Source organism: Streptomyces diastaticus subsp. diastaticus (assembly GCF_011170125.1).
GTDB lineage: Bacteria > Actinomycetota > Actinomycetes > Streptomycetales > Streptomycetaceae > Streptomyces > Streptomyces diastaticus.
Genome location: NZ_BLLN01000002.1, coordinates 874,001 through 892,248, shown reverse-complemented (window position 1 = coordinate 892,248; position 18,248 = coordinate 874,001). Strand labels below are relative to the sequence as shown.

Sequence of the window (18,248 nt, the reverse complement as noted above, 5' to 3'; positions counted from 1 at the left end):
CAAGGCTCCTCGCTTCCGCGTACCGCGCCCGTCGGCCGGGGACGCCCCACCCCGCCCCGGCCGGGCCGGCGCCCGGAGCGGGCTTCGGACGAGACACGTCCAGCGGGGGCCGCCCGAAGGACGAGGGCCCCCGCGAACCTGCCGCAGGAGCCGGGCCCGGGGCCCCTTCACCAGGCCAGTTGGGCTATCTCCTCCGCGACCAGGGCGCAGGCGGCCGACGCCGGGTCGATGAGGGGGAAGTGGCCGACGCCGTCGACCAGGGTGAAGCCCGGCATCTCCCCGGCCGCCGTCGCCGCGTCGGCGTACGCCTCCGCGACCGCCGGGGGCACCTCCGTGTCGGCGCTGCCCTGGACCAGCGTGGTGGCGATCCCGGTCGGCAGCAGGGCGACCGGGTCGGCGTGCGCCAGCCGCTCCTCGTACTCCTCTCCGAGGAACTGGGCGAAGGCACCCCCGCAGACGTCCAGCTCGGCGGCGGCCGCGAAGTCCGCGATGGGGGCCAGCGCCACCACCCCGCGCACGGCCGGGGGCCTGGGCAGGCGCCAGGGCGAACCGGCGGGCAGCACGTGCCGGGCCGCGGCCCAGAGCGCGAGGTGGCCGCCGGCCGAATGCCCGGTGAGGACGGTACGGCCCGGGTCGGCTTCCGGTACCGCCTCGGCCGCCAGCCCGGGCAGGGCGTCGAAGGCGGCGGCGACGTCGTCGAGGGTGTCGGGCCAGCGCCCGGCGCCCCGGCCGCCATCGCCCCGCCGGTACTCCACGCTCGCCACCGCGAACCCGCGTCCCGCCAGGAACGCGGCGAACGGCGAGAGGTGCCGCCGGTCGTACGCGGCCCGCCACGCGCCGCCGTGCACCACCACGACCAGCGGCGTGCCCGGGGCGGCCCCCGGCCCGCGCGGGGCGTAGAAGTCCACCACCTGGTCCGGCTCCGGGCCGTACGCCGCGGTGACGTCCGGTGCCGCCTCCGGCTGCGCGAACAGGGCGGTCTCCTCCGCCGCCGCGCGCTCCGCCGCGCTCCGCGCTGCGCTCACCGTCGTCCTCCTCGGTTCCACTCGGACCAGCCCGGCCCCACTGACATCCGGCCACAACTGGCTGGATTGTGACACGGGCCTCCGGTCGGGCGGCGCCGGCCGGAAGGCCCGTTCACGGGAGGCTCCCGCCGCGTCGGGGCGCCCCTACGGCGCTCAGGCCGTGCCGAGTGTCCCGGCCAGGACCCGGGCGGCCCGCTCGACGTCGGCGAAGCCGAGGTACAGCGGGGTGAACCCGAACCGCAGGATGTCCGGACTCCGGAAGTCGCCGACGACCCCGATCGCGATGAGCCGTTCCATCACCGACGCCGCGTCCGCGCACCGCAGCGCGACCTGGCTGCCCCGCTCGGCGTGCCCGGCCGGCGTCACCGACTCGACCCGGCCCCGCGGCACGTACGCCTCGACGCACCGCAGGAAGAAGTCGGTGAGCGCCAGCGACTTCGCCCGCACGGCGTCGAGTTCCACGCCGTCCCACACGTCGAGGGCGGCCTCCAGGGCGAGCATCGAGAGGATGTCGGGGGTCCCGACGCGCCCCCGCACCGCCCCGTCGGCGGGCCGGTAGCCGGGTTCCATGCCGAACGGCTCCACGTGGCCGTTCCACCCCGGCAGCGGCGAGTCGAACGCCTCCTGGTGGTCCGCGCGCACGTACAGGAACGCCGGGGCGCCCGGCCCGCCGTTCAGGAACTTGTACGTGCACCCGACCGCGAGGTCCACCCCGTGCGCGTCGAGCCCGACCGGCAGCGCGCCCGCGCTGTGGCACAGGTCCCAGACGGCCATCGCCCCCGCCTCGTGCGCGGCGGCGGTGAGACCGGGCAGGTCGTGCAGGCGGCCCGTGCGGTAGTCGACGTGGTTGAGCAGGACGGCGGCGGTGCGCGGACCCAGCGCGGCGGGCACCTCGCCGGCCTGGACCGGGCGGACGGTGCAGCCGGTGAGACGGGCCGCCGACTCGGCGATGTAGCCGTCGGTCGGGAAGGTCGCGGCGTCGACCAGGATCTCCTCCCGCGCCTCGTCCCGGCCGCGGGCGATGCGGACCGCGCCGACCACCGCCTTGAAGACGTTGACGCTGGTCGAGTCGGAGACCACGACCTGGCCCGGAGCAGCCCCGACCAGGGGGGCGATCCGCTCGCCGATCCGCTCGGGCGCGGTCCACCAGCCGCTCTCCGTCCAGGAGCGGATGCGCAGCTCGCCCCATTCCCGGCCGATGACGTCGGCGACCCGTCCGGGCACGGCCTTGGGCAGTGCGCCCAGGGAGTTGCCGTCCAGGTAGACCGTGGACTCGTCGAGGACGAACTCCTCGCGCCTGTCCCGCAGGACGTCCTCGGCGTCGAGCTTCGCCGCCTCCGCGGCCAGGTGCGCGTACGCCTCGGGACGCGCGCTCCCCGTCTCCGTCACGCTCATGTGCTGATTCCCCTCCCCGAGCCTCCGGCGGGGTGCCGGAGGCGGTCGTCGGTCGTGCGGGTGGTGCGGGTGCCAGGGGTGGCACGGGTGGCACGGGTGGCACCGCGGGCGGGTGCCGGTACCGGTGCCGGGTGGCGCTCAGACATGGCTGCGGGCCGTCCACAGCTCGGGGAAGACGGTCTTGCCCGCCCGCTTCTCCAGCCAGGCGACGCCGGCGGAGCCGCCGGTGCCGGTCTTGGCGCCCATGGCACGGCGGGTGGCGGTCAGGTGGTCGTTGCGCCAGCGCCAGACCAGTTCGGCCACGTCGGTCAGCACCTCGCCGAGCCGCAGCAGCTCCGCGTCGGCCGCCACCGGCCCGTCCGCCGGAGCGCCCTGCCCGGCGGCGGGGCCGATCTCCTGGGCGCCGTAGACGGCGGTCCAGACGGCCTCGACCTCGCTGGACGGCTCGTACCGCTGGGTGAGGTCGCGGTCCAGGACCTCGGCGGGGATCGGGTGGCCGCGCCGGGCGAGGAGGCGCAGCACCTCGTCGTAGAGGCTCGGCTCGTGCAGCGCCTTCTCCAGCTCCGCGTGGACGCGGGGCGCGCCGCGGTGCGGGACCAGCATCGACGCGGACTTGTCCCCGAGCAGGAACTCCATCCGGCGGTACATCGCGGACTGGAAGCCGGAGCCCTCGCCGAGCGAGCCCCGGTAGGAGTTGAACTGGGCCGGGGTCAGCCCCGAGAGCGGCCGCCAGGAGTCGTTGAGCGCGGCCATCTCGCGGAGCGAGCGCTTGAGGGCGTCGAGCGCGGTCGGGACGTCGTCCCGGCGCAGGGCGGCGGAGGCGGTCTCCCATTCGTGGACGATGACGGTGAACCACAATTCCATGACCTGGGTGGTCACCAGGAAGACCATCTCGCCGGGGTCGTCCGACCGCAGATGCTGAAGGTGGGTGAGGACGTCGGCCTGGACGTAGTCCTCGTAGGGGGTGGTACCGGCGAAGTCGAGGTTCGGGGTGTCCGAACCGGCTTCCGTGGCACCGAGGTCGTGCGACATCTCTGTCTCCTCGATACGAACTACCGGGTAGCGGTCCGCTCGACCGCCCACCGCACGACGTGCCGTGGAAAGCGGGAGCTCCGGTCCCCTCGAACCCTCCGGCGCGCGGATCGCGCACACGGGCTCACCTCGCATCATCCGACGCCGGGGCCGCGACTGCAAGGCAGGTGCCAGGGGTGGGGCGGGGCGCCCGGCGACGCCGCCGCCCACAGCCGCACCCGGCCGGCGCCCTCACCTCGGAGGCGCGTCCTGCGGGGGGGCCGGCACCGACGCCCTCACCGCCCGCGACACGTACTACGGGAGGCCGGCACCGACGATCTCCTCGCGGGCGACCCGGCCGGCGACCCCGCCGCCGCTCGGACCCTGCTCCCGGACGGCGCGCCCGACCGCTTCCACCACGCGCCTACCGCCCCCGTTCCGCCCCCGGCCCCGCCGCCCCGGGCCGCCTCCCCGGCTGAGCGGTGCCGCGCCCGCCCGCGCACCGGCGACGCCGGGACGCGGGGCCCCGCACCCGAGGGGGCGCACCCACCCGGAGCTCGCACATGCCCGCGCGGCGCTCGGACACCTCGTGACGGGGACACGCCGTTCGCCGGCCGGGGCGCCCGGAGACGGGAAGGGGCCGGGCGGCAGCCCGCCCGGCCCGTGCCCGCGCCCGGCGGGCGCCGTCGTTCCGTCCTGATCAGCCCAGGGTCTGGGCCGCCGTCGGCGAGGAGTCGCGCAGGAACTCCGTGCAGCGCTCGTACTCCTCCTGCTCTCCGATGGCCCCGGCGGCCCGCGCCAGCGCGTGCAGCGCGCGCAGGAAGCCGCGGTTCGGCTCGTGCTCCCACGGCACCGGGCCGTGGCCCTTCCAGCCGGCCCGGCGCAGCGAGTCGAGGCCCCGGTGGTAGCCGGTGCGCGCGTAGGCGTACGACTCGACGACGCCGCCGTTCTCGAAGGCGGCGTCGGCGAGCTGCGCCCACGCCAGCGACGACGTGGGGTACTTCGCCGCGACATCGGCGGGGGCGGCACCGGCGGCGAGCATGTCGCGCGGTCCGGGGTCTTCGGGCAGGTGGGTCGGGGGCGGTCCCCCGAGCAGGTTCTCGTGAATGGCCATGGTCTCCAGTTTGCCTGGCCATTGCCGAAGTTCCGCTACCGGTCCGCCTCCGGTTCCAGCGGCGGCGACCCCATCGGGCAGCTCGTGCGCGGCCGCGCGCGCTTCAGCGCCGGGTCGTCGGCGGGGCTGCGCACCTGCCACCAGGCGAGCGCGGCGCCGATCACCAGCAGGCCGGCGCACATCGGCATGGCCCGTCGGAAGGCCGCCTCGAACTCAGACGCCGACCGGTACGCCTCCGGCGTCATCCGGGCCAGCAGGGGCAGCGCGGCGACCGCGACCAGCCCGGCGGCCCGCGCGGCCGCGTTGTTGATCCCGCTGGCCAGCCCCGCCTTCCCCGCGTCCACCGAGGCCAGGACGGTCGCGGTCAGCGGCGCCACCATCGTCACCAGCCCCACCCCCAGCAGCGCCACGGCGGGCAGCACGTCGGCCGGGTAGGAGGCGCCGGGGCCGGTCCGGAGCATCAGGAGCATCCCCGCCGCCGCGACCAGCGGACCCACGGTCAGCGGGACGCGCGGGCCGACGCGCTGGCCCAGCTCGCCGGACTTGGCCGAGAAGAGCAGCATCAGGACGGTCGTCGGCAGCAGCGCCAGCCCCGCACCGAGCGCCGAGTACCCGGCCACCACCTGGAGCTGGATCGCGGCCAGGAACATGAAGCCGCCGAGCGCCGCGTAGACGCAGAAGGTCACCAGGTTCACCGAGGTGAACAGGCGCGAGGAGAAGACCGACAGCGGCAGCATGGGGTCCGCGCGCCGCCGTTCCACCCGCACGAAGACCCCGCCGAGCACCACGCCCGCCGCCGCCGCGCCGATCACCACCGGGGAGGCCCCGTCCGACGGCGCCTCGATCAGCGCGTACGTCACCAGGGCCAGCGCCAGTGCGCCGAGTCCGGCCCCCAGCACGTCGAACCGCCGCCCGCCCGCTCCGGCCCGCGCCCCCTCAGGCACGCTGGTGTCCCGCGATTCCGGTACGTGCCGCAGCGCCACCGGCACGCAGACGGCGGCCAGCGGCACGTTCAGCAGGAAGACCCACCGCCACCCCGGCCCGTCCACCAGCCAGCCACCCACGAACGGGCCGATCGCCGCGCCCACGCCGCCGAGACCGGACCAGAGGCCGACCGCCCGCGCCCGGTCGTCCGGACGGAACCCGGACTGGATCAGCGCCAGCGAGCCGGGGGTGAGCAGCGCGCCGCCGACACCCTGGAGGGCGCGTGCCCCGATAAGGACGAGGTCGTTGGGGGCGAGGCCGCAGGCGAGGGAGGCGACGGCGAACCAGACGACACCGATGACGAAGACCCGCCGCCGCCCGAAGCGGTCGCCGAGCGCCCCGCCGAGCAGGATCAGCCCGGCCAAGGTGATCATGTAGGCGTTGACCGTCCACTGAAGGGCCGCCAGGTCGGTGTCGAGGTCCCGCCCGATGCGGGGCAGCGCCACGTTGACCACGGTCGAATCGAGCATGGCCATGCTGGAGCCCAGCACGGTGGTCAGGATCATCCACCGGCCCGAGGCGTCCTTCAGGCGGATCTCCCCGGCCCGCTCCACGCCCCCGCCGCCCGCCGCGCCCTCGCCCCGTCGCCCGCGCCGATGAGAAGCCATGCGCCGATCGTGCCGCCGCCCGGCCCGGCCTGCCATCGCACGGGGGCCGGCCGGGTCCGCCGCCGCGGCGGGTCTTGGCTGGGCCGTCCTCAGCCCCGCAGCGCCCTGATCAGCGCCTCGACCCCGGCCTCCGCCTTGGCCCGGGGGCACCCCAGGTTGAGCCGGACGAACCCCGGGGCCCCGTAGACGGAGCCGCGCATGATGGCGACCTTCTCGCGCTCCACCAGCGTCCGCTGGAGCGCGTCCTCGTCCACGCCGAGCGGGCGCAGGTCGATCCAGGCCAGGTAGCCCGCCTCCGGCGGTTTCCAGCCCAGTTCCGGGAAGGCCGCGCCGAGGCGGTCGGCGAGCAGGCCGAGGTTGCCGCCGATGTAGGCGCGGGCCGCGTCGAGCCAGGGGGCGCCGTGCCGGTACGCGGCGATGTGCGCGGTCAGTGACAGGACGGCGGGCGAGGCGAGCCCCTCGCCGGTCTCCATCCGCCGGACGAACTCGGCGTGGTCCGCCGCGTTCCCGAGGAAGCCGTAGGAGCCCGTCAGGGCGGGGAAGTTGAACGCCTTCGAGCCGGAGGTGATGAGCGCCCACCGCTCGTCGGGACCGCCGAAGCCGGTCCACGGAAGGTGGCGGCGGCCGGGGTGGACGAAGTCGGCGTGGATCTCGTCGCTGATGACGGCCACGCCGTGGCGGCGGGCGAGGGCGGCCAGCGCGGTCAGCTCCTCGGCGCTCCACACCCTGCCGGTCGGGTTGTGCGGCGAGCAGAGCAGCAGGACGCGGGCGCGGGGGCGGGCGAGCAGCCCCTCCAGCACGCCAAGGCCCGGGTCGTGCAGCGGCGCGGGCACACGGACGCGGCCGAGCCCGTCGACGGCCTTGCGGAACCCGTCGTATGTCGGGGTGTGCAGGACGACCTCGTCGCCGGGCTCGGTCCACATCCGCAGAAGCTGGGAGAGCTGGTTGAGGACGGAGGGGGCGTGGACGAGCCGGTCGGTGTCGACGACCGTGTCGTGGCGGGTGGCGAACCAGTGGGCGACGGCCGGGCGGAAGTCACCGAGCCGCCAGTCGGTGTAGCCGAGGACGCCGTGGGATATCCGCTGGTGGAGCGCGTCGAGGATGACCGGCGCGCAGGCGAAGTCCATGTCGGAGATGGTGAACGGCAGCAGCCCGTCCACCCCGAACCGGTCGGCGACACCGTCCCACTGGACGCTCCAGGTGCCGGAGCGGTCAACGGGGGTGTCGAAGTCGAAGCTCACGGGCGGGCCTTTCACGGGGCGGAGGGCGGGGACGACGGCGGGCCCGGCCCCTTCGGCGGCGAACCGAAGGAGACCGGGCCCGGTGGCACGGCGGGTCAGGCGCTCGGGCCCGGCCGCCCGGCGGTCACTTCAGGCGCGTGCCGGCCGACCGCAGGTTCTGGCAGCCGACGACGACGCGGGCGGCCATGCCCGCCTCCGCCGCCTTGCCCCAGGTGCGGGGGTCGTACTGCTTCTTGTTGCCGACCTCGCCGTCGACCTTCAGCACGCCGTCGTAGTGGCGGAACATGTGGTCGGCGACCGGGCGGGTGAAGGCGTACTGGGTGTCGGTGTCGATGTTCATCTTGACGACGCCGTTGGCCAGCGCGGTGGCGATCTCCTCCTCCGTGGAGCCGGAGCCGCCGTGGAAGACGAAGTCGAAGGGCTGGCTGCCGGCCCCCTTGCCGAACTTCTCGGCGACGCTGGACTGGAGGTCGGCGAGCAGCCCGGGGCGGAGGACGACGTTGCCCGGCTTGTAGACGCCGTGGACGTTGCCGAAGGACGCGGCCAGCAGGTAGCGCCCCTTCTCGCCCAGGCCCAGTGCCTCGGCGGTGCGGACCGCGTCCTCCGGCGTCGTGTAGAGCTCGTCGTTGATCTCGTGGGTGACGCCGTCCTCCTCGCCGCCGGTCGGGGTGATCTCGACCTCGAGGACGATCTTGGCGGCGGCGGCCTTGGCCAGCAGCTCCTGGCCGATGGCGAGGTTGTCCGCCAGGGTCTCGGCCGAGCCGTCCCACATGTGCGACTGGAAGAGCGGGTCACGCCCGCCCTTCACACGCTCCTCGGAGATGGCGAGCAGCGGGCGGACGTAGCCGTCCAGCTTGTCCTTGGGGCAGTGGTCGGTGTGGAGGGCCACGGTGATGTCGTACTTCGCCGCGACGATGTGCGCGAACTCGGCGAGCGCGACCGCGCCCGTCACCATGTCCTTGTTGTGCTGACCGCCCAGGAACTCCGCCCCGCCCGTGGAGATCTGGATGATGCCGTCGCTCTCCGCCTCCGCGAAGCCGCGCAGGGCGGCGTGGAGCGTCTGCGACGAGGTCACGTTGATGGCCGGGTAGGCGAACTTGCCTGCCTTCGCCCGGTCGAGCATCTCGTTGTAGACCTCGGGGGTTGCGATGGGCATGTGTTCGCTCCTTGTGATGTGCCGGTACGTACTTGGCCCTGACCTGGGGGCGACGACATTGTCGTGTCCATCTTTCCAGACTTGCCCCCGGCCTCCACCCGAGGGGACGGGCCAGGAGGCGACACTTCCCGCCACAGATCCACACAATCCGCCACCACGGGAACTTCCCCGGAGCCGTCCCGGCCGGTTCGGGCGCCTACGCGATGTTTCACGTGAAACCATGCCCCGTTTCCCAGGAAACCGGACATGCGATGTTTCACGTGAAACATCACGGCGCCTCGCCCGCGACGGTCAGCCGAGCCCCAGCTCGTCCAGCGCGTAGGCGTACAGGTAAGGGACGCCGGCGGTCTCGGCGATCTTCTCCCCGGCCCCGGTGGCCCGGTCCACGATGGTCGCCACCGCGACCACCTCGGCGCCGGCCTCCCGGGCCGCCTCCACGGCGGTCAGCGGCGAACCACCGGTGGTCGAGGTGTCCTCCACGACCAGGACCCGGCGCCCCGCGAGGTCCGGGCCCTCCACGCGGCGCTGCATACCGTGGGCCTTCGCCGCCTTCCGGACGACGAACGCGTCCAGCCGCCGCCCCCGCGCGGAGGCCGCGTGCAGCATCGAGGTGGCGACCGGGTCGGCGCCGAGCGTCAGGCCGCCCACCGCGTCGAACTCCAGCTCCGAGGTGAGGTCGAGCATGACCTGCCCGACCAGCGGCGCCGCGGCCCCGTCCAGCGTCACCCGTCGCAGATCGACGTAGTAGTCGGCCTCCAGGCCGGAGGAGAGGGTGACCTTGCCGTGCACGACGGCCTTGTCCTTGATGTGGTGCAGCAGCTCGCCGCGTACGTCGCTCATACGGGGAATTTTACGGGCGGGGGGTGCGGCCGCCCCGCCCGGTCCGCCGCCCCTCAGCCCAGCCGCCGCCAGCTCCAGGTCGTCGACGCCTCCAGCGGGTCGAGCTGCGTGACCAGGCGGGGGAGGGTGTTGAGGCCGTTGGGCGGGCCGGTCTGGGGCTCCACGCAGACGGCCTCGGCCTGCTCGTCGTAGACCACCACCCACTGCTCGCGGGAGGCGACCGTCAGCTCCAGCTCACCGGGCCAGACCACCTTCACGTCGACCCCGTCCGGCATACCGAAGCAGTCGTCCCAGGGACCGGGGAGCGGCGCGATCCGCCGGCCCGTCGGCAGGTGGTCGCCGCCGCGCTCCTCCTGCCAGGCCGCGTCGAACTCCAGCCGCGCGCCCTCGCCGCCGCGGCCGAGGTCCCGGAGGAACCAGGGGTGCCAGCCGATCTGCGCAGGGAAGGAACTCTCGTACGCCTCGACGCCCATGGAGAGCGTCAGCGCGCCGTCCTCCAGGGCGATCCGCTGCGTCACCCGGCCCGGGTAGGGCCACGGCTCACCCAGTTCGCAGGTGAGGACGGTCTCGGTCCCGGAGGCCAGGGCCACCTTCCAGGGCATTTCGCGTCCGGTGCCGTGGATCGCGTGGGGCGGGTCGTTCAACGGCAGTTGCCACACCTCGGCACCGTCCCGGAACCGGCCCTCGGCCACCCGGCCGCACCACGGCACCATCGGGAAGCTGCCGAACCCGGCACCCTGGCGCAGCAGTTCCACCCCGCCGATCCGCAGACTCGACAGCCGTCCGCCGTCGCCCGCGTCCACCGACACCTCGGCCTCGCCCGCGGCGAGCCTCACCACATCCTCAGTACTCACGCCTCGACCCTAGAGGGTGGTCCCGGCCTCCACATGCGCGGCGGGCTCCGCGCGGGTGAACCAGGGCCGCCTACGAGCGGCGGCGCAGCGCCCGGCCGACCACCACCGCCGAGGCCACCACCAGGGCGGCGGCCGGCGCGGCCCAGCGCAGGGTGGCGGAGGTGGTGGTCGCGGTCGGGGCGGGGACGGGGGCGTAACGGCCGCGTGGCGGGGCGTGGTCGACCTCCTCGGCGCTGCGGCCGATCATCGTGCGCCGGGCGTGGGCGGCCTCGGCGGGCTCGATGTCGGGCACCTCGATGACCTCCTCGACCTCCTCGTCGAGGTCGACCTCGTCCTCGTCGAAGTGGTCCTCGTCCTCCGCGCCGTCCCGGCTGTGGATCGCCGCCGCCAGTTCCTCGGGGGTGATCTCGTCCTCGTCGTCCGGGGTGGGCGCGGCCGAGGCGGCGTCGGCCGCCTCCTCGGTGCCGGGCTCGTCGGCCCGCTCGCCGCGCCCCGCCGCCTCCGGCCCGGCCGCGGGAGCACCGCCGGCCGGTGAGTCCGGGAGCACCGCGGCGTCCCCGCCCGCGCCCGACGCGCCCTGCCCGGAGCCGGCGCCCGGCCGGCCCGTCTCCCCGGCGAGGGCTTCCACCGCCTGGGTGAGCAGTGCGCGCACCCCCCGCTCGGCGGCCGACGGGTCGAGCCGGGCGCCCCGGCCCTCGACGCGGGCCCGCACGTCCAGCCCCACCCGGGTGCCGCCCTCCGCCGGGACGAGCCGGAGCCGCACGGTGGCCTGCCCGTGGCCCGTGCCGCGCGCCTCGTCGCCCTCGGCCTCGAAGACGTAGGTGCCGTCGGCCTCGGTGGTCAGCCGCAGGGTGCCCCGGTAGGTGATGGTGCGCCCGTCCAGCCGCAGCCGCAGCCGTCCGGCCAGGGCGCTCCCGGCACCCCGCGCCGTCTTGGCGTCGCCGTCGGCGGCCGGCTCGGGGTGGAGGCCGGGCACGCCGCGGACGGCTGTCGCGGGGGCCCGCAGCGCGGCGCGCAGGGCCTCGGCGGGCACCGGGACGAACACCTCATGCTCCATGCCAGCCGAGCCTACCCACGCCGACGCCGTCCTGTACCCCGTCGACGGCGGGCAAGGGCCCCGGCAGCCTCCACCGCCCGCCCGTTCCCCGGCCGCCCCGGGGTCCGCGGCCCCCGCCGTCCCGTACCCGCCCCCGGGCTCATCGCGGGTAGCGCGGATGGCTGAGGGTGGACGGCGGCAGGTCCGGCAACCGGGTGGCCTCGGCGGCCAGCCCGCCCGCGCGCAGGGCGGCCCGGTCCAGCGTGAGCGGGGGCCCGCCGTCAGCGGGGGGCGCCAGGGTCAGCGGCGGGCGCTCCCGGCCGGCGAGGATGAATCCCCGGTCGGGCGCCTTCGGGTGGTGCCGTGGAGCCCGGTCCGGGCCGAAGGCGAAGGCCCCGTCGTTCCCGGCGGCGCTGTAGGGGACGGTGAGCAGCCCGGCCGCGCGCACGGTGGCGTCGACCGTCCAGAAGGTCCTGGGCCCCTCGACCGGCGAGCCGGAGTGGACGGCGAGGCGGCCGCCGGGGGCCAGCGCCCGCGCCACCAGGCCGAAGAACTCCTCGGAGTACAGCTTGGTGCTGGAGGTGATGCCGGGGTGCGGCAGGTCGGCGACGATCACGTCGTACCCGCCGCCGGGGCCCGGGCGGTCCGCCCGCAGCCAGTCGAAGGCGTCGGCGGTGACCGGGTGGAGCCGGGGGTCGCCGTAGGCATGGTCGTTGAGAGTGGCGAGGCCCGGGTCGCGGCGGGCCAGGTCGACGACGGCCGGGTCGAGTTCGACCAGGTCGACGCGGCGGACGCCGGGGTGGCGCAGGACCTCCCGGGCGGCCAGCCCATCCCCGCCGCCGAGGATCAGGACACGGTCGTGCGGACCGGCCATCGCGGGGTGCACCAGCGCCTCGTGGTAGCCGTGCTCGTCGGCGCCGCTGACCCGCAGCCGCCCGTCGAGGAAGAGGGCGAGGCTCGGTCCGCGCCCGCCGGTGAGGACGATCTCCTGGACCTCGCTCTGCACGGCGACCCGGACCTGCGTCCCGTACATCGCACGGCGGGCCGCGTCCTCGAAGTCGCCGACGAGGACGGCGGCGGTGCCGAGCAGGGCGAGGACCGCGACGTTGAGCAGGACCAGCAGCCGCCGGGAGCGCCGGGACAGGTCCCGGCCGAACAGGCCGAGCACCAGCGCGCCCCCGGCGAAGGCGTTGACGGCGCCGGTCAGCAGGGCACCGGTGAGCTGGCCGAGGAGCGGCAGCAGCAGGAAGGGGAAGGCGAGGCCGCCGACGAGGGCGCCCACGTAGTCGGCGGCGAAGAGGTCGGCGACGGCGCCACCCGCGTCCTGCCGCCGGATCCGCTGCATCATCTCCATCAGCAGCGGCACCTCCGCGCCGATCAGCACGCCGATCAGCAGGGAGAAGGCCACCATCAGGAACCGGGCGCCGCCGGGCCCCCCGGCGAACCACTCCGGGGACCAGGCGAAGGAGGCGTAGAGCGCCAGCGCGCTCACCCCGCCGACCAACGCGAGGATCGCCTCGACCACGCCGAATCCCAGTGCCGCGCGGCAGCGGAGTCGTTTCGCCAGCAGCGCCCCCACGCCCATCGCGAAGACCATCACGGAGAGCACCACGGAGGCCTGGGTGACCGAATCGCCCATCAGGTACGAGGCCAGGGCGACCAGTTCGAGCTCGTAGACCAGGCCGCAGGCGGCGCAGACGAAGACGGTGGCGAGCACCAGCAGCCGCGCGGCCCCCGGGCCCACCGGCAGCCCGCTGCTGAACTCCCTCCCCCGTGAAGCACGTTCTGCTCCTGGCGCGGGCCGGGTCGGGGCTACGGGTTCCATCACCCGGTGAACGCTACGTCACCACGACGACACGCCCCGTCACTCGCAAGAGTGCCCGGGGAGCGGAGAGCGGGCGTGAGCGCACACGGTCGCCCCGTCCCGCGCACGCGGACTCACCGCGCGCCCCGCGCACTCCATCGGACACTCGGACACCCTCCCCCCGGGTGACGCACCCCCGGGGGGACACCCCGCCTCGCAGGACCCCCGCGCCCCGCGAGGCGGCTCAGCCGCGGGCGGCCTCAGCCGACTCGCGCACCCGGCGGGCACTGCGCGCACCCGCCCGCGAGCGGGTGACGACGAGTTGCCCCTCCTCGGGGTAGGCGTGCCAGGTCCGCCAGTGCATCTGGCCGTCACGCCACTGGGCGATGAGCGCCGTGAAGGCGTCGGGACTGCCGGGGAAGACCCCGGCGAGGCCGTGCGGGTGGTCGGCGACGAGGGCGAGCAGCTCCTGGGCACGCCCGGAGAAGGCGCTCGGCGTCATCACCTCGACGCGCGCCGAGAACGCGTACTCCCAGTCGCCGACGCGCTCGGAGACGCCGACCGGCAGCGGACTCTTGCTGCCGGGGATGCAGGCCACGGTCTCCGAGCAGACGCCGCGCTCCTGCTCCAGCAGCACCTGATGGGAGGCGCCGAGCAGCCTGAGCTGCAAGGCGTTGCCGCCGAGGCGGAGATCGAGGGTGGCGAGGGCGGGCAAGGGCTCGCGGCCCAGAGCCCAGGCGAGGTCGGACGCACGCGTATCGGTGTAGACGGTCTTGAGGGTCGTGAGCATGACTCGGCTCCGCAACACGCAGGGATGGGTGGCCGCCCCTCACGGGAACGCGGAGTGCGTGGATCAGGACGCGGCCGGCGAAGGTCCGGGGGGCTGTATGGACGGATTCGAGGGAATCACGAACCGACTTGGCGCCACAGCGTTTTTACCTGACCACAGAGGGTTGTCATCCCCCCGGGGGTGAAATAGCTCAACCGTTCAACCACCTACACCCGCAACCTCGGCGGCGTCACCGCCCCACACGTCTCCCGCGCCCCAATTCCCGCTCCTGGCAGGCGAATCGATTTCCCCGGACCACCGTCACGCCCCCGGGGCCCGCGCCCGCGCTCCGCTGTGCGAGCCGGGCCCCCGGACGCGGGGGCGTACGCGATCCGGCGTGCGCGGTCCGGGCGTGCGCCCGGACCGGCCGCCCCGTGCGAGCGGGCGCCGCGTCAGCTGCCGCCTCCGCAGCCTCCGCCCCCACCACCACCGCAGGACGAACCGCCGCCGCAGCTGTGGCCTCCGCCGGACGATCCGCCGTCCGACGAACCGCCGCCCGAAGAACCGCCGTCCGACGAACCGCTGTCCCACCAGCCGCCCCCGCCGCCGCAGCCCCCGCCGGTGGCGCCGCCCCCCGAGTAGGAGCCGCCGCCGGACCGGCGCCCGCGCCGCTTCGCCTGCGCCTTGCTCCGCCGCGCCGCGATCACGCACACCACCCCGACCAGCACGAATCCCGCGAATACGAACATCCCGGCCCTCCCCGTAGTCATCCCCGTCCCCCGTGCCCGCCGGAGCCTCCCGCCGGTCTTCCGGTCGCGGGCGGCCCGACGCGGCGGGTTCGCCTTGACGGTCCCCCCTCCGCCCACCACCCAAAGCGGAGTTGAGGAACTCCAGAGGTTCGCGCGCCCGCGCTCCGCCCCGCCGCGCGCGGGACGGGCGCGCCGGACGCCGGACCCCGTACGACCGGTGGCGCGCGTCAGCCGCCCCCGCCCACCCCCGCCACCCCTGCCACCGCCGCCACCACCACCACCACTCGCAGGACGACCCGCCTCCGCATTTGTTCCCCCCGCCGGACGAGGCGCCGTTCCGCCAGCCGCCCCCGCCGCCGCAGCCCCCGGCAGGTATCCCTCGACGGGCCCGGACCGGAACGGCGACGCCTGCGCCGCCCCGTCTCCTCATCCACCCACGGCCCCTGTGACTCGTTCCCCCCTCACGACGCCCCGCCCCCCGAAGCGGAGTCGCGGCGCTCCCGGCGTCCGCGCCCCGCGCCCCGCCCCAGGCCCCCGCCCGGCCCCGCCCCCGCCTGGCACAATGGCCGCTCGGCACGGGTCCGGCACGCCGGACAGGGCGCGACGGACGGCGGAACACCATGAACGACAGGCCCCTCCTCAACCGCAGGCTGGCCGAATTCGGCACCACGGTCTTCGCCGAGATGTCGGCCCTGGCCCAGTCCACCGGCGCCATCAACCTCGGCCAGGGCTTCCCCGACACCGACGGTCCCGAGGAGGTCCGCGAAGCCGCGGTCCGCGCCCTGCGCGACGGCCTCGGCAACCAGTACCCGCCCGGCCCCGGCATCCCGGAGCTGCGCCAGGCCGTCGCCGAGCACCAGCAGCACCGCTACGGCCTCACCTACGACCCCGACACCGAGGTCCTGGTCACCGCCGGCGCCACCGAGGCCATCGCCGCCTCCCTGCTGGCCCTGGTCGAGCCCGGCGACGAGGTGATCGCCCTGGAGCCGTACTACGACTCGTACGCCGCCTCCATCGCGCTGGCCGGGGGCGCCCGCGTCCCCGTCCAGCTCCGCCCCGACGCCGGGACCGGCACCTTCCGGCTCGACCTCGACGAGCTGCGCGACGCCGTCACCCCGCGCACCCGCCTCATCCTGCTCAACACCCCGCACAATCCCACCGGCACCGTGCTGACCCGCGACGAACTCGCCGCCGTCGCCCGGCTCGCCGTCGAGCGCGACCTCCTGGTCGTCACCGACGAGGTCTACGAACACCTCGTCCTGGACGGCGCCCACCTGCCCCTCGCCTCCTTCCCGGGGATGCGGGAGCGCACCGTCACCATCTCGTCCAGCGGGAAGACCTACTCGTTCACCGGCTGGAAGGTCGGCTGGGTGACCTCCACCCCCGCCCTGGTCTCCGCCGTCCGCTCGGCCAAGCAGTTCCTCACCTTCGTCTCGGCCGGCCCCTTCCAGTACGCCATCGCCGAGGCCCTGCGCCTGCCCGACGCCTACTACGACGACCTGCGCGCCTCCCTGCGGGCCAAGCGCGCCCTGCTCACCGAGGGCCTCGCCGCCGCGGGCTTCGGCGTCTTCCGCCCCTCGGGCACGTACTTCATCACCACCGACGTCCGCCCTCTCGGCCACACCGACGGCATCGACTTCTGCCGCCACCTCCCGGCCCGCGCCGGCGTCGTCGCCATCCCCAACGCCGTCTTCTACGACGACAAGACCGCCGGCTCCCCCTTCGTCCGCTTCGCCTTCTGCAAGAAGGACGAGGTACTGAGCGAGGCGGCGGAACGGCTGGCGCGGCTGAGGGCCAGGTGATGCAGGAGTCCGGCGCCCGGAACGAGCCGGTGTTCTCGCGCGGCCACGAGGGACCGGGCCGCACGCTCATCCGCGACGAGGTGCGGGACACCGTGGCCGACGCCGCACCGCCCGAGGGCGCCGGGAGCGACTGACCACCGCGCGCGTGAAGCGGCTGGTCAGGGTCGGTCCCGGCCCCTCGACTCGGCCTTCCCCCGCGCGATGGCCCGCCACGACACGACCGCCCGGCGGACCCCGTCCCCCGTGCTCAACTCGGCGGCGTCGGAAAGGGATTCGAGGAGTTCGCGGGTGAAGGCGCGGGCCTCTCGGGCGTCGAGGTGGCGGGACCAGGGGAAGACCTCGGGGAGGGCCGCCTGGAGGGACTCGGCGCCGTCCTTCTGCTTCAGCAGGGCGAGGAAGAGGCGGGAGGCCGTGGTCAGGTTCTTCTCGGCGATCTCGGCCACCGATGCCGTGGTCAGCACCAGGTCCGGCGCGTCCTGGAGGGTGAGGCGCAGCCGGCCCGCGGTCGCGGCCCTCGCCGCGACGCCGCGCGGGTTCCGGAAGAGGTCGGTGAAGGAGACGGACGCCGACTCCGCACCGGGATGAGTGACAGCCATCCTCAGAGTGTCGCCGGAGTGCGGCAGCCACGGGCCCCCGGCGCAGGGGCGTGCGGGGGCGGCGCACGGCGCACTGGGCGCGCGGGGTCGTTCCGCGGGCCTTCGCGCGTCCGCCACGCCACCCTCGCCCCCCGCTCACCCCACCCCGTGAGCAAACCGGTACGCGCCCTTCCGTTCTCCGTGCCGCGCCGTGTACGAGCCGGAGCCGGTGAGCCCTCGGAGGGGTCGCGGGTGGTGCGGGCGCGCCACCGGCGGTGGCGGGGTGAGGTGCGCCGGGAGCTGTGCCCGCTGGGGATCGTCCTCAAGGGCGGCCTGTGGTACCTGGTCGCCGCCTCCGGCGAGCGGGCGGACGGGCCGGTGCGGACGTACCGGATCGCGCGGCCGGCCGAGGCGGAGGTGACCGGTACGCGGTTCGCGCGGCCCGAGGGGTACGGGTCGGCGGCGTACTGGGCGCGGTCGGCGGAGCGGCTGGCGGCGGCGGTGCGCCGGAAGACGGCGGTGGTGCGCGTGTCGCCCCGGGCGGTGGAGCTGCTGCCGATGCTCCTCGGGGGCGAGGCCGTCGAGAGTGCCGGGGAGCCGGACGCGGCGGTGGCGCGGACGGTGGCGGAGCTGGCCGGGCGGTACCGGGAGGGAGGCCGCCGGGCGGACGCGCCGGAGCCCGCCCCGCTGGAGTGCGGGACGGGCTCCGGGGTGCCGTGGGGCGGGAGGGGGCGCCCCCTACTCCTCGTCGTTCTTGGGCTCGGCCGAGTCGACCTCCGACTCCAGGCCCAGCTGCTCGACCAGCCAGCGGTCGAACTCGATGGCCGCGCGGACCCAGCTGACGGTGGAGGAGACGAAGTGCTCCAGGGCCACACCGGTGCCGATCAGCATCTGGGCCTCGCCGATGAGGCGGACCGTGCCGTCGTCGTGGGTGTGGGTGTAGAGCTTCGGCCACAGGGTGCGGCGGTTCCAGTCGTCGATCGACTCCAGCAGCTTCGGCTTGTCGTCGATCTTGTGCGGCCGGTCGTAGAACGTCCGCACCGAGAAGACCTGCTGGTCACCCTCACCGCGGAACATGAAGTAGGTGCGGAACTCCTCCCACGGCGCCGCGAGGTCACCCTCGTCGTCGACGACGTACTTGAGCTCCATCTGGTCCAGCAGCTGCTTGACCAGATCCTGGTCGGGGACGACGGGGCCCGCCGGTCCTGCTGCCTGCGGTTCGGGCTTGCCCCCGAAATTCGGAATGGAGGACGGGTCGATGCTCACCGTGTGATTCCCTTCGTAC

Annotated in this window: 16 protein-coding genes and 1 pseudogene; 3 read left to right on the top strand and 14 right to left on the bottom strand. The window is 75.1% G+C overall.

Annotated features, from left to right (window positions below; all coding sequences use genetic code 11):
- Window positions 1-167: 167 nt before the first annotated feature.
- The 12 genes from Sdia_RS05780 to Sdia_RS05725 form a co-directional block, all read right to left on the bottom strand.
- Window positions 168-1,025 carry an alpha/beta hydrolase gene (locus tag Sdia_RS05780; protein ID WP_100455261.1) on the bottom strand — a complete coding sequence of 286 codons (858 nt, stop codon included), beginning with the start codon at window positions 1,023-1,025 and terminating at the stop codon, window positions 168-170.
- A gap of 153 nt (window positions 1,026-1,178) precedes the next feature.
- Entirely contained in the window at window positions 1,179-2,420 is a 1,242-nt protein-coding gene (kynU, locus tag Sdia_RS05775; RefSeq protein ID WP_189500089.1) for a kynureninase, read from the bottom strand.
- A gap of 138 nt (window positions 2,421-2,558) precedes the next feature.
- Window positions 2,559-3,452, bottom strand: a complete 894-nt coding sequence (locus tag Sdia_RS05770) for a tryptophan 2,3-dioxygenase family protein (protein ID WP_100455259.1) — start codon at window positions 3,450-3,452, stop codon at window positions 2,559-2,561.
- A gap of 679 nt (window positions 3,453-4,131) precedes the next feature.
- Window positions 4,132-4,545, bottom strand: coding sequence for a DUF3151 domain-containing protein (locus Sdia_RS05765; protein WP_100455258.1), 414 nt, complete (start codon window positions 4,543-4,545; stop codon window positions 4,132-4,134).
- Window positions 4,546-4,580: 35 nt separating this feature from the next.
- Window positions 4,581-6,137, bottom strand: coding sequence for an MFS transporter (locus Sdia_RS05760; protein ID WP_100455257.1), 1,557 nt, complete (start codon window positions 6,135-6,137; stop codon window positions 4,581-4,583).
- An 89-nt stretch (window positions 6,138-6,226) separates the two neighbouring features.
- On the bottom strand, window positions 6,227-7,378 hold the full coding sequence (locus tag Sdia_RS05755; protein WP_100455256.1) for a MalY/PatB family protein: 1,152 nt from the start codon (window positions 7,376-7,378) through the stop codon (window positions 6,227-6,229).
- A gap of 124 nt (window positions 7,379-7,502) precedes the next feature.
- Window positions 7,503-8,756 (bottom strand): class II fructose-bisphosphate aldolase, encoded by a 1,254-nt coding sequence (gene fbaA, locus Sdia_RS05750; RefSeq protein WP_262417657.1) that lies wholly within the window; start codon window positions 8,754-8,756, stop codon window positions 7,503-7,505.
- Between the two features lie 69 nt (window positions 8,757-8,825).
- Window positions 8,826-9,374, bottom strand: a complete 549-nt coding sequence (pyrE, locus tag Sdia_RS05745) for an orotate phosphoribosyltransferase (protein ID WP_100455254.1) — start codon at window positions 9,372-9,374, stop codon at window positions 8,826-8,828.
- A gap of 53 nt (window positions 9,375-9,427) precedes the next feature.
- Window positions 9,428-10,228: an aldose epimerase family protein gene (locus Sdia_RS05740; protein WP_100455253.1), complete on the bottom strand. Its 801-nt coding sequence runs from the start codon at window positions 10,226-10,228 to the stop codon at window positions 9,428-9,430.
- A gap of 70 nt (window positions 10,229-10,298) precedes the next feature.
- Entirely contained in the window at window positions 10,299-11,285 is a 987-nt protein-coding gene (locus tag Sdia_RS05735) for an SRPBCC family protein (protein ID WP_189500088.1), read from the bottom strand.
- A gap of 139 nt (window positions 11,286-11,424) precedes the next feature.
- Window positions 11,425-13,089: a polyamine aminopropyltransferase gene (locus Sdia_RS05730; RefSeq protein ID WP_100455251.1), complete on the bottom strand. Its 1,665-nt coding sequence runs from the start codon at window positions 13,087-13,089 to the stop codon at window positions 11,425-11,427.
- A gap of 223 nt (window positions 13,090-13,312) precedes the next feature.
- Window positions 13,313-13,858 carry a DUF2617 family protein gene (locus tag Sdia_RS05725; protein WP_100455250.1) on the bottom strand — a complete coding sequence of 182 codons (546 nt, stop codon included), beginning with the start codon at window positions 13,856-13,858 and terminating at the stop codon, window positions 13,313-13,315.
- A gap of 1,348 nt (window positions 13,859-15,206) precedes the next feature.
- Here Sdia_RS05725 and Sdia_RS05720 point away from each other — a divergent pair.
- Complete coding sequence (locus Sdia_RS05720; RefSeq protein WP_124287403.1) at window positions 15,207-16,388, top strand: pyridoxal phosphate-dependent aminotransferase; 1,182 nt, start codon at window positions 15,207-15,209, stop codon at window positions 16,386-16,388.
- Entirely contained in the window at window positions 16,388-16,522 is a 135-nt protein-coding gene (locus Sdia_RS29940; protein WP_262417656.1) for a hypothetical protein, read from the top strand. Before Sdia_RS05720 ends, Sdia_RS29940 begins: the two co-directional genes overlap by 1 nt.
- 24 nt (window positions 16,523-16,546) lie before the next feature.
- Here the strand turns inward: Sdia_RS29940 and Sdia_RS05715 are convergent, their stop codons facing one another.
- Window positions 16,547-16,984 carry a hypothetical protein gene (locus Sdia_RS05715; protein ID WP_100455248.1) on the bottom strand — a complete coding sequence of 146 codons (438 nt, stop codon included), beginning with the start codon at window positions 16,982-16,984 and terminating at the stop codon, window positions 16,547-16,549.
- Here Sdia_RS05715 and Sdia_RS30700 point away from each other — a divergent pair.
- Window positions 16,970-17,317, top strand: a pseudogene (locus Sdia_RS30700) (WYL domain-containing protein); the annotation flags it as partial. The gene Sdia_RS05715 and the pseudogene Sdia_RS30700 sit on opposite strands and share 15 nt — an antisense overlap.
- 384 nt (window positions 17,318-17,701) lie before the next feature.
- Here the strand turns inward: Sdia_RS30700 and Sdia_RS05705 are convergent.
- On the bottom strand, window positions 17,702-18,229 hold the full coding sequence (locus Sdia_RS05705) for a YbjN domain-containing protein (RefSeq protein WP_100455247.1): 528 nt from the start codon (window positions 18,227-18,229) through the stop codon (window positions 17,702-17,704).
- Window positions 18,230-18,248: the final 19 nt, after the last annotated feature.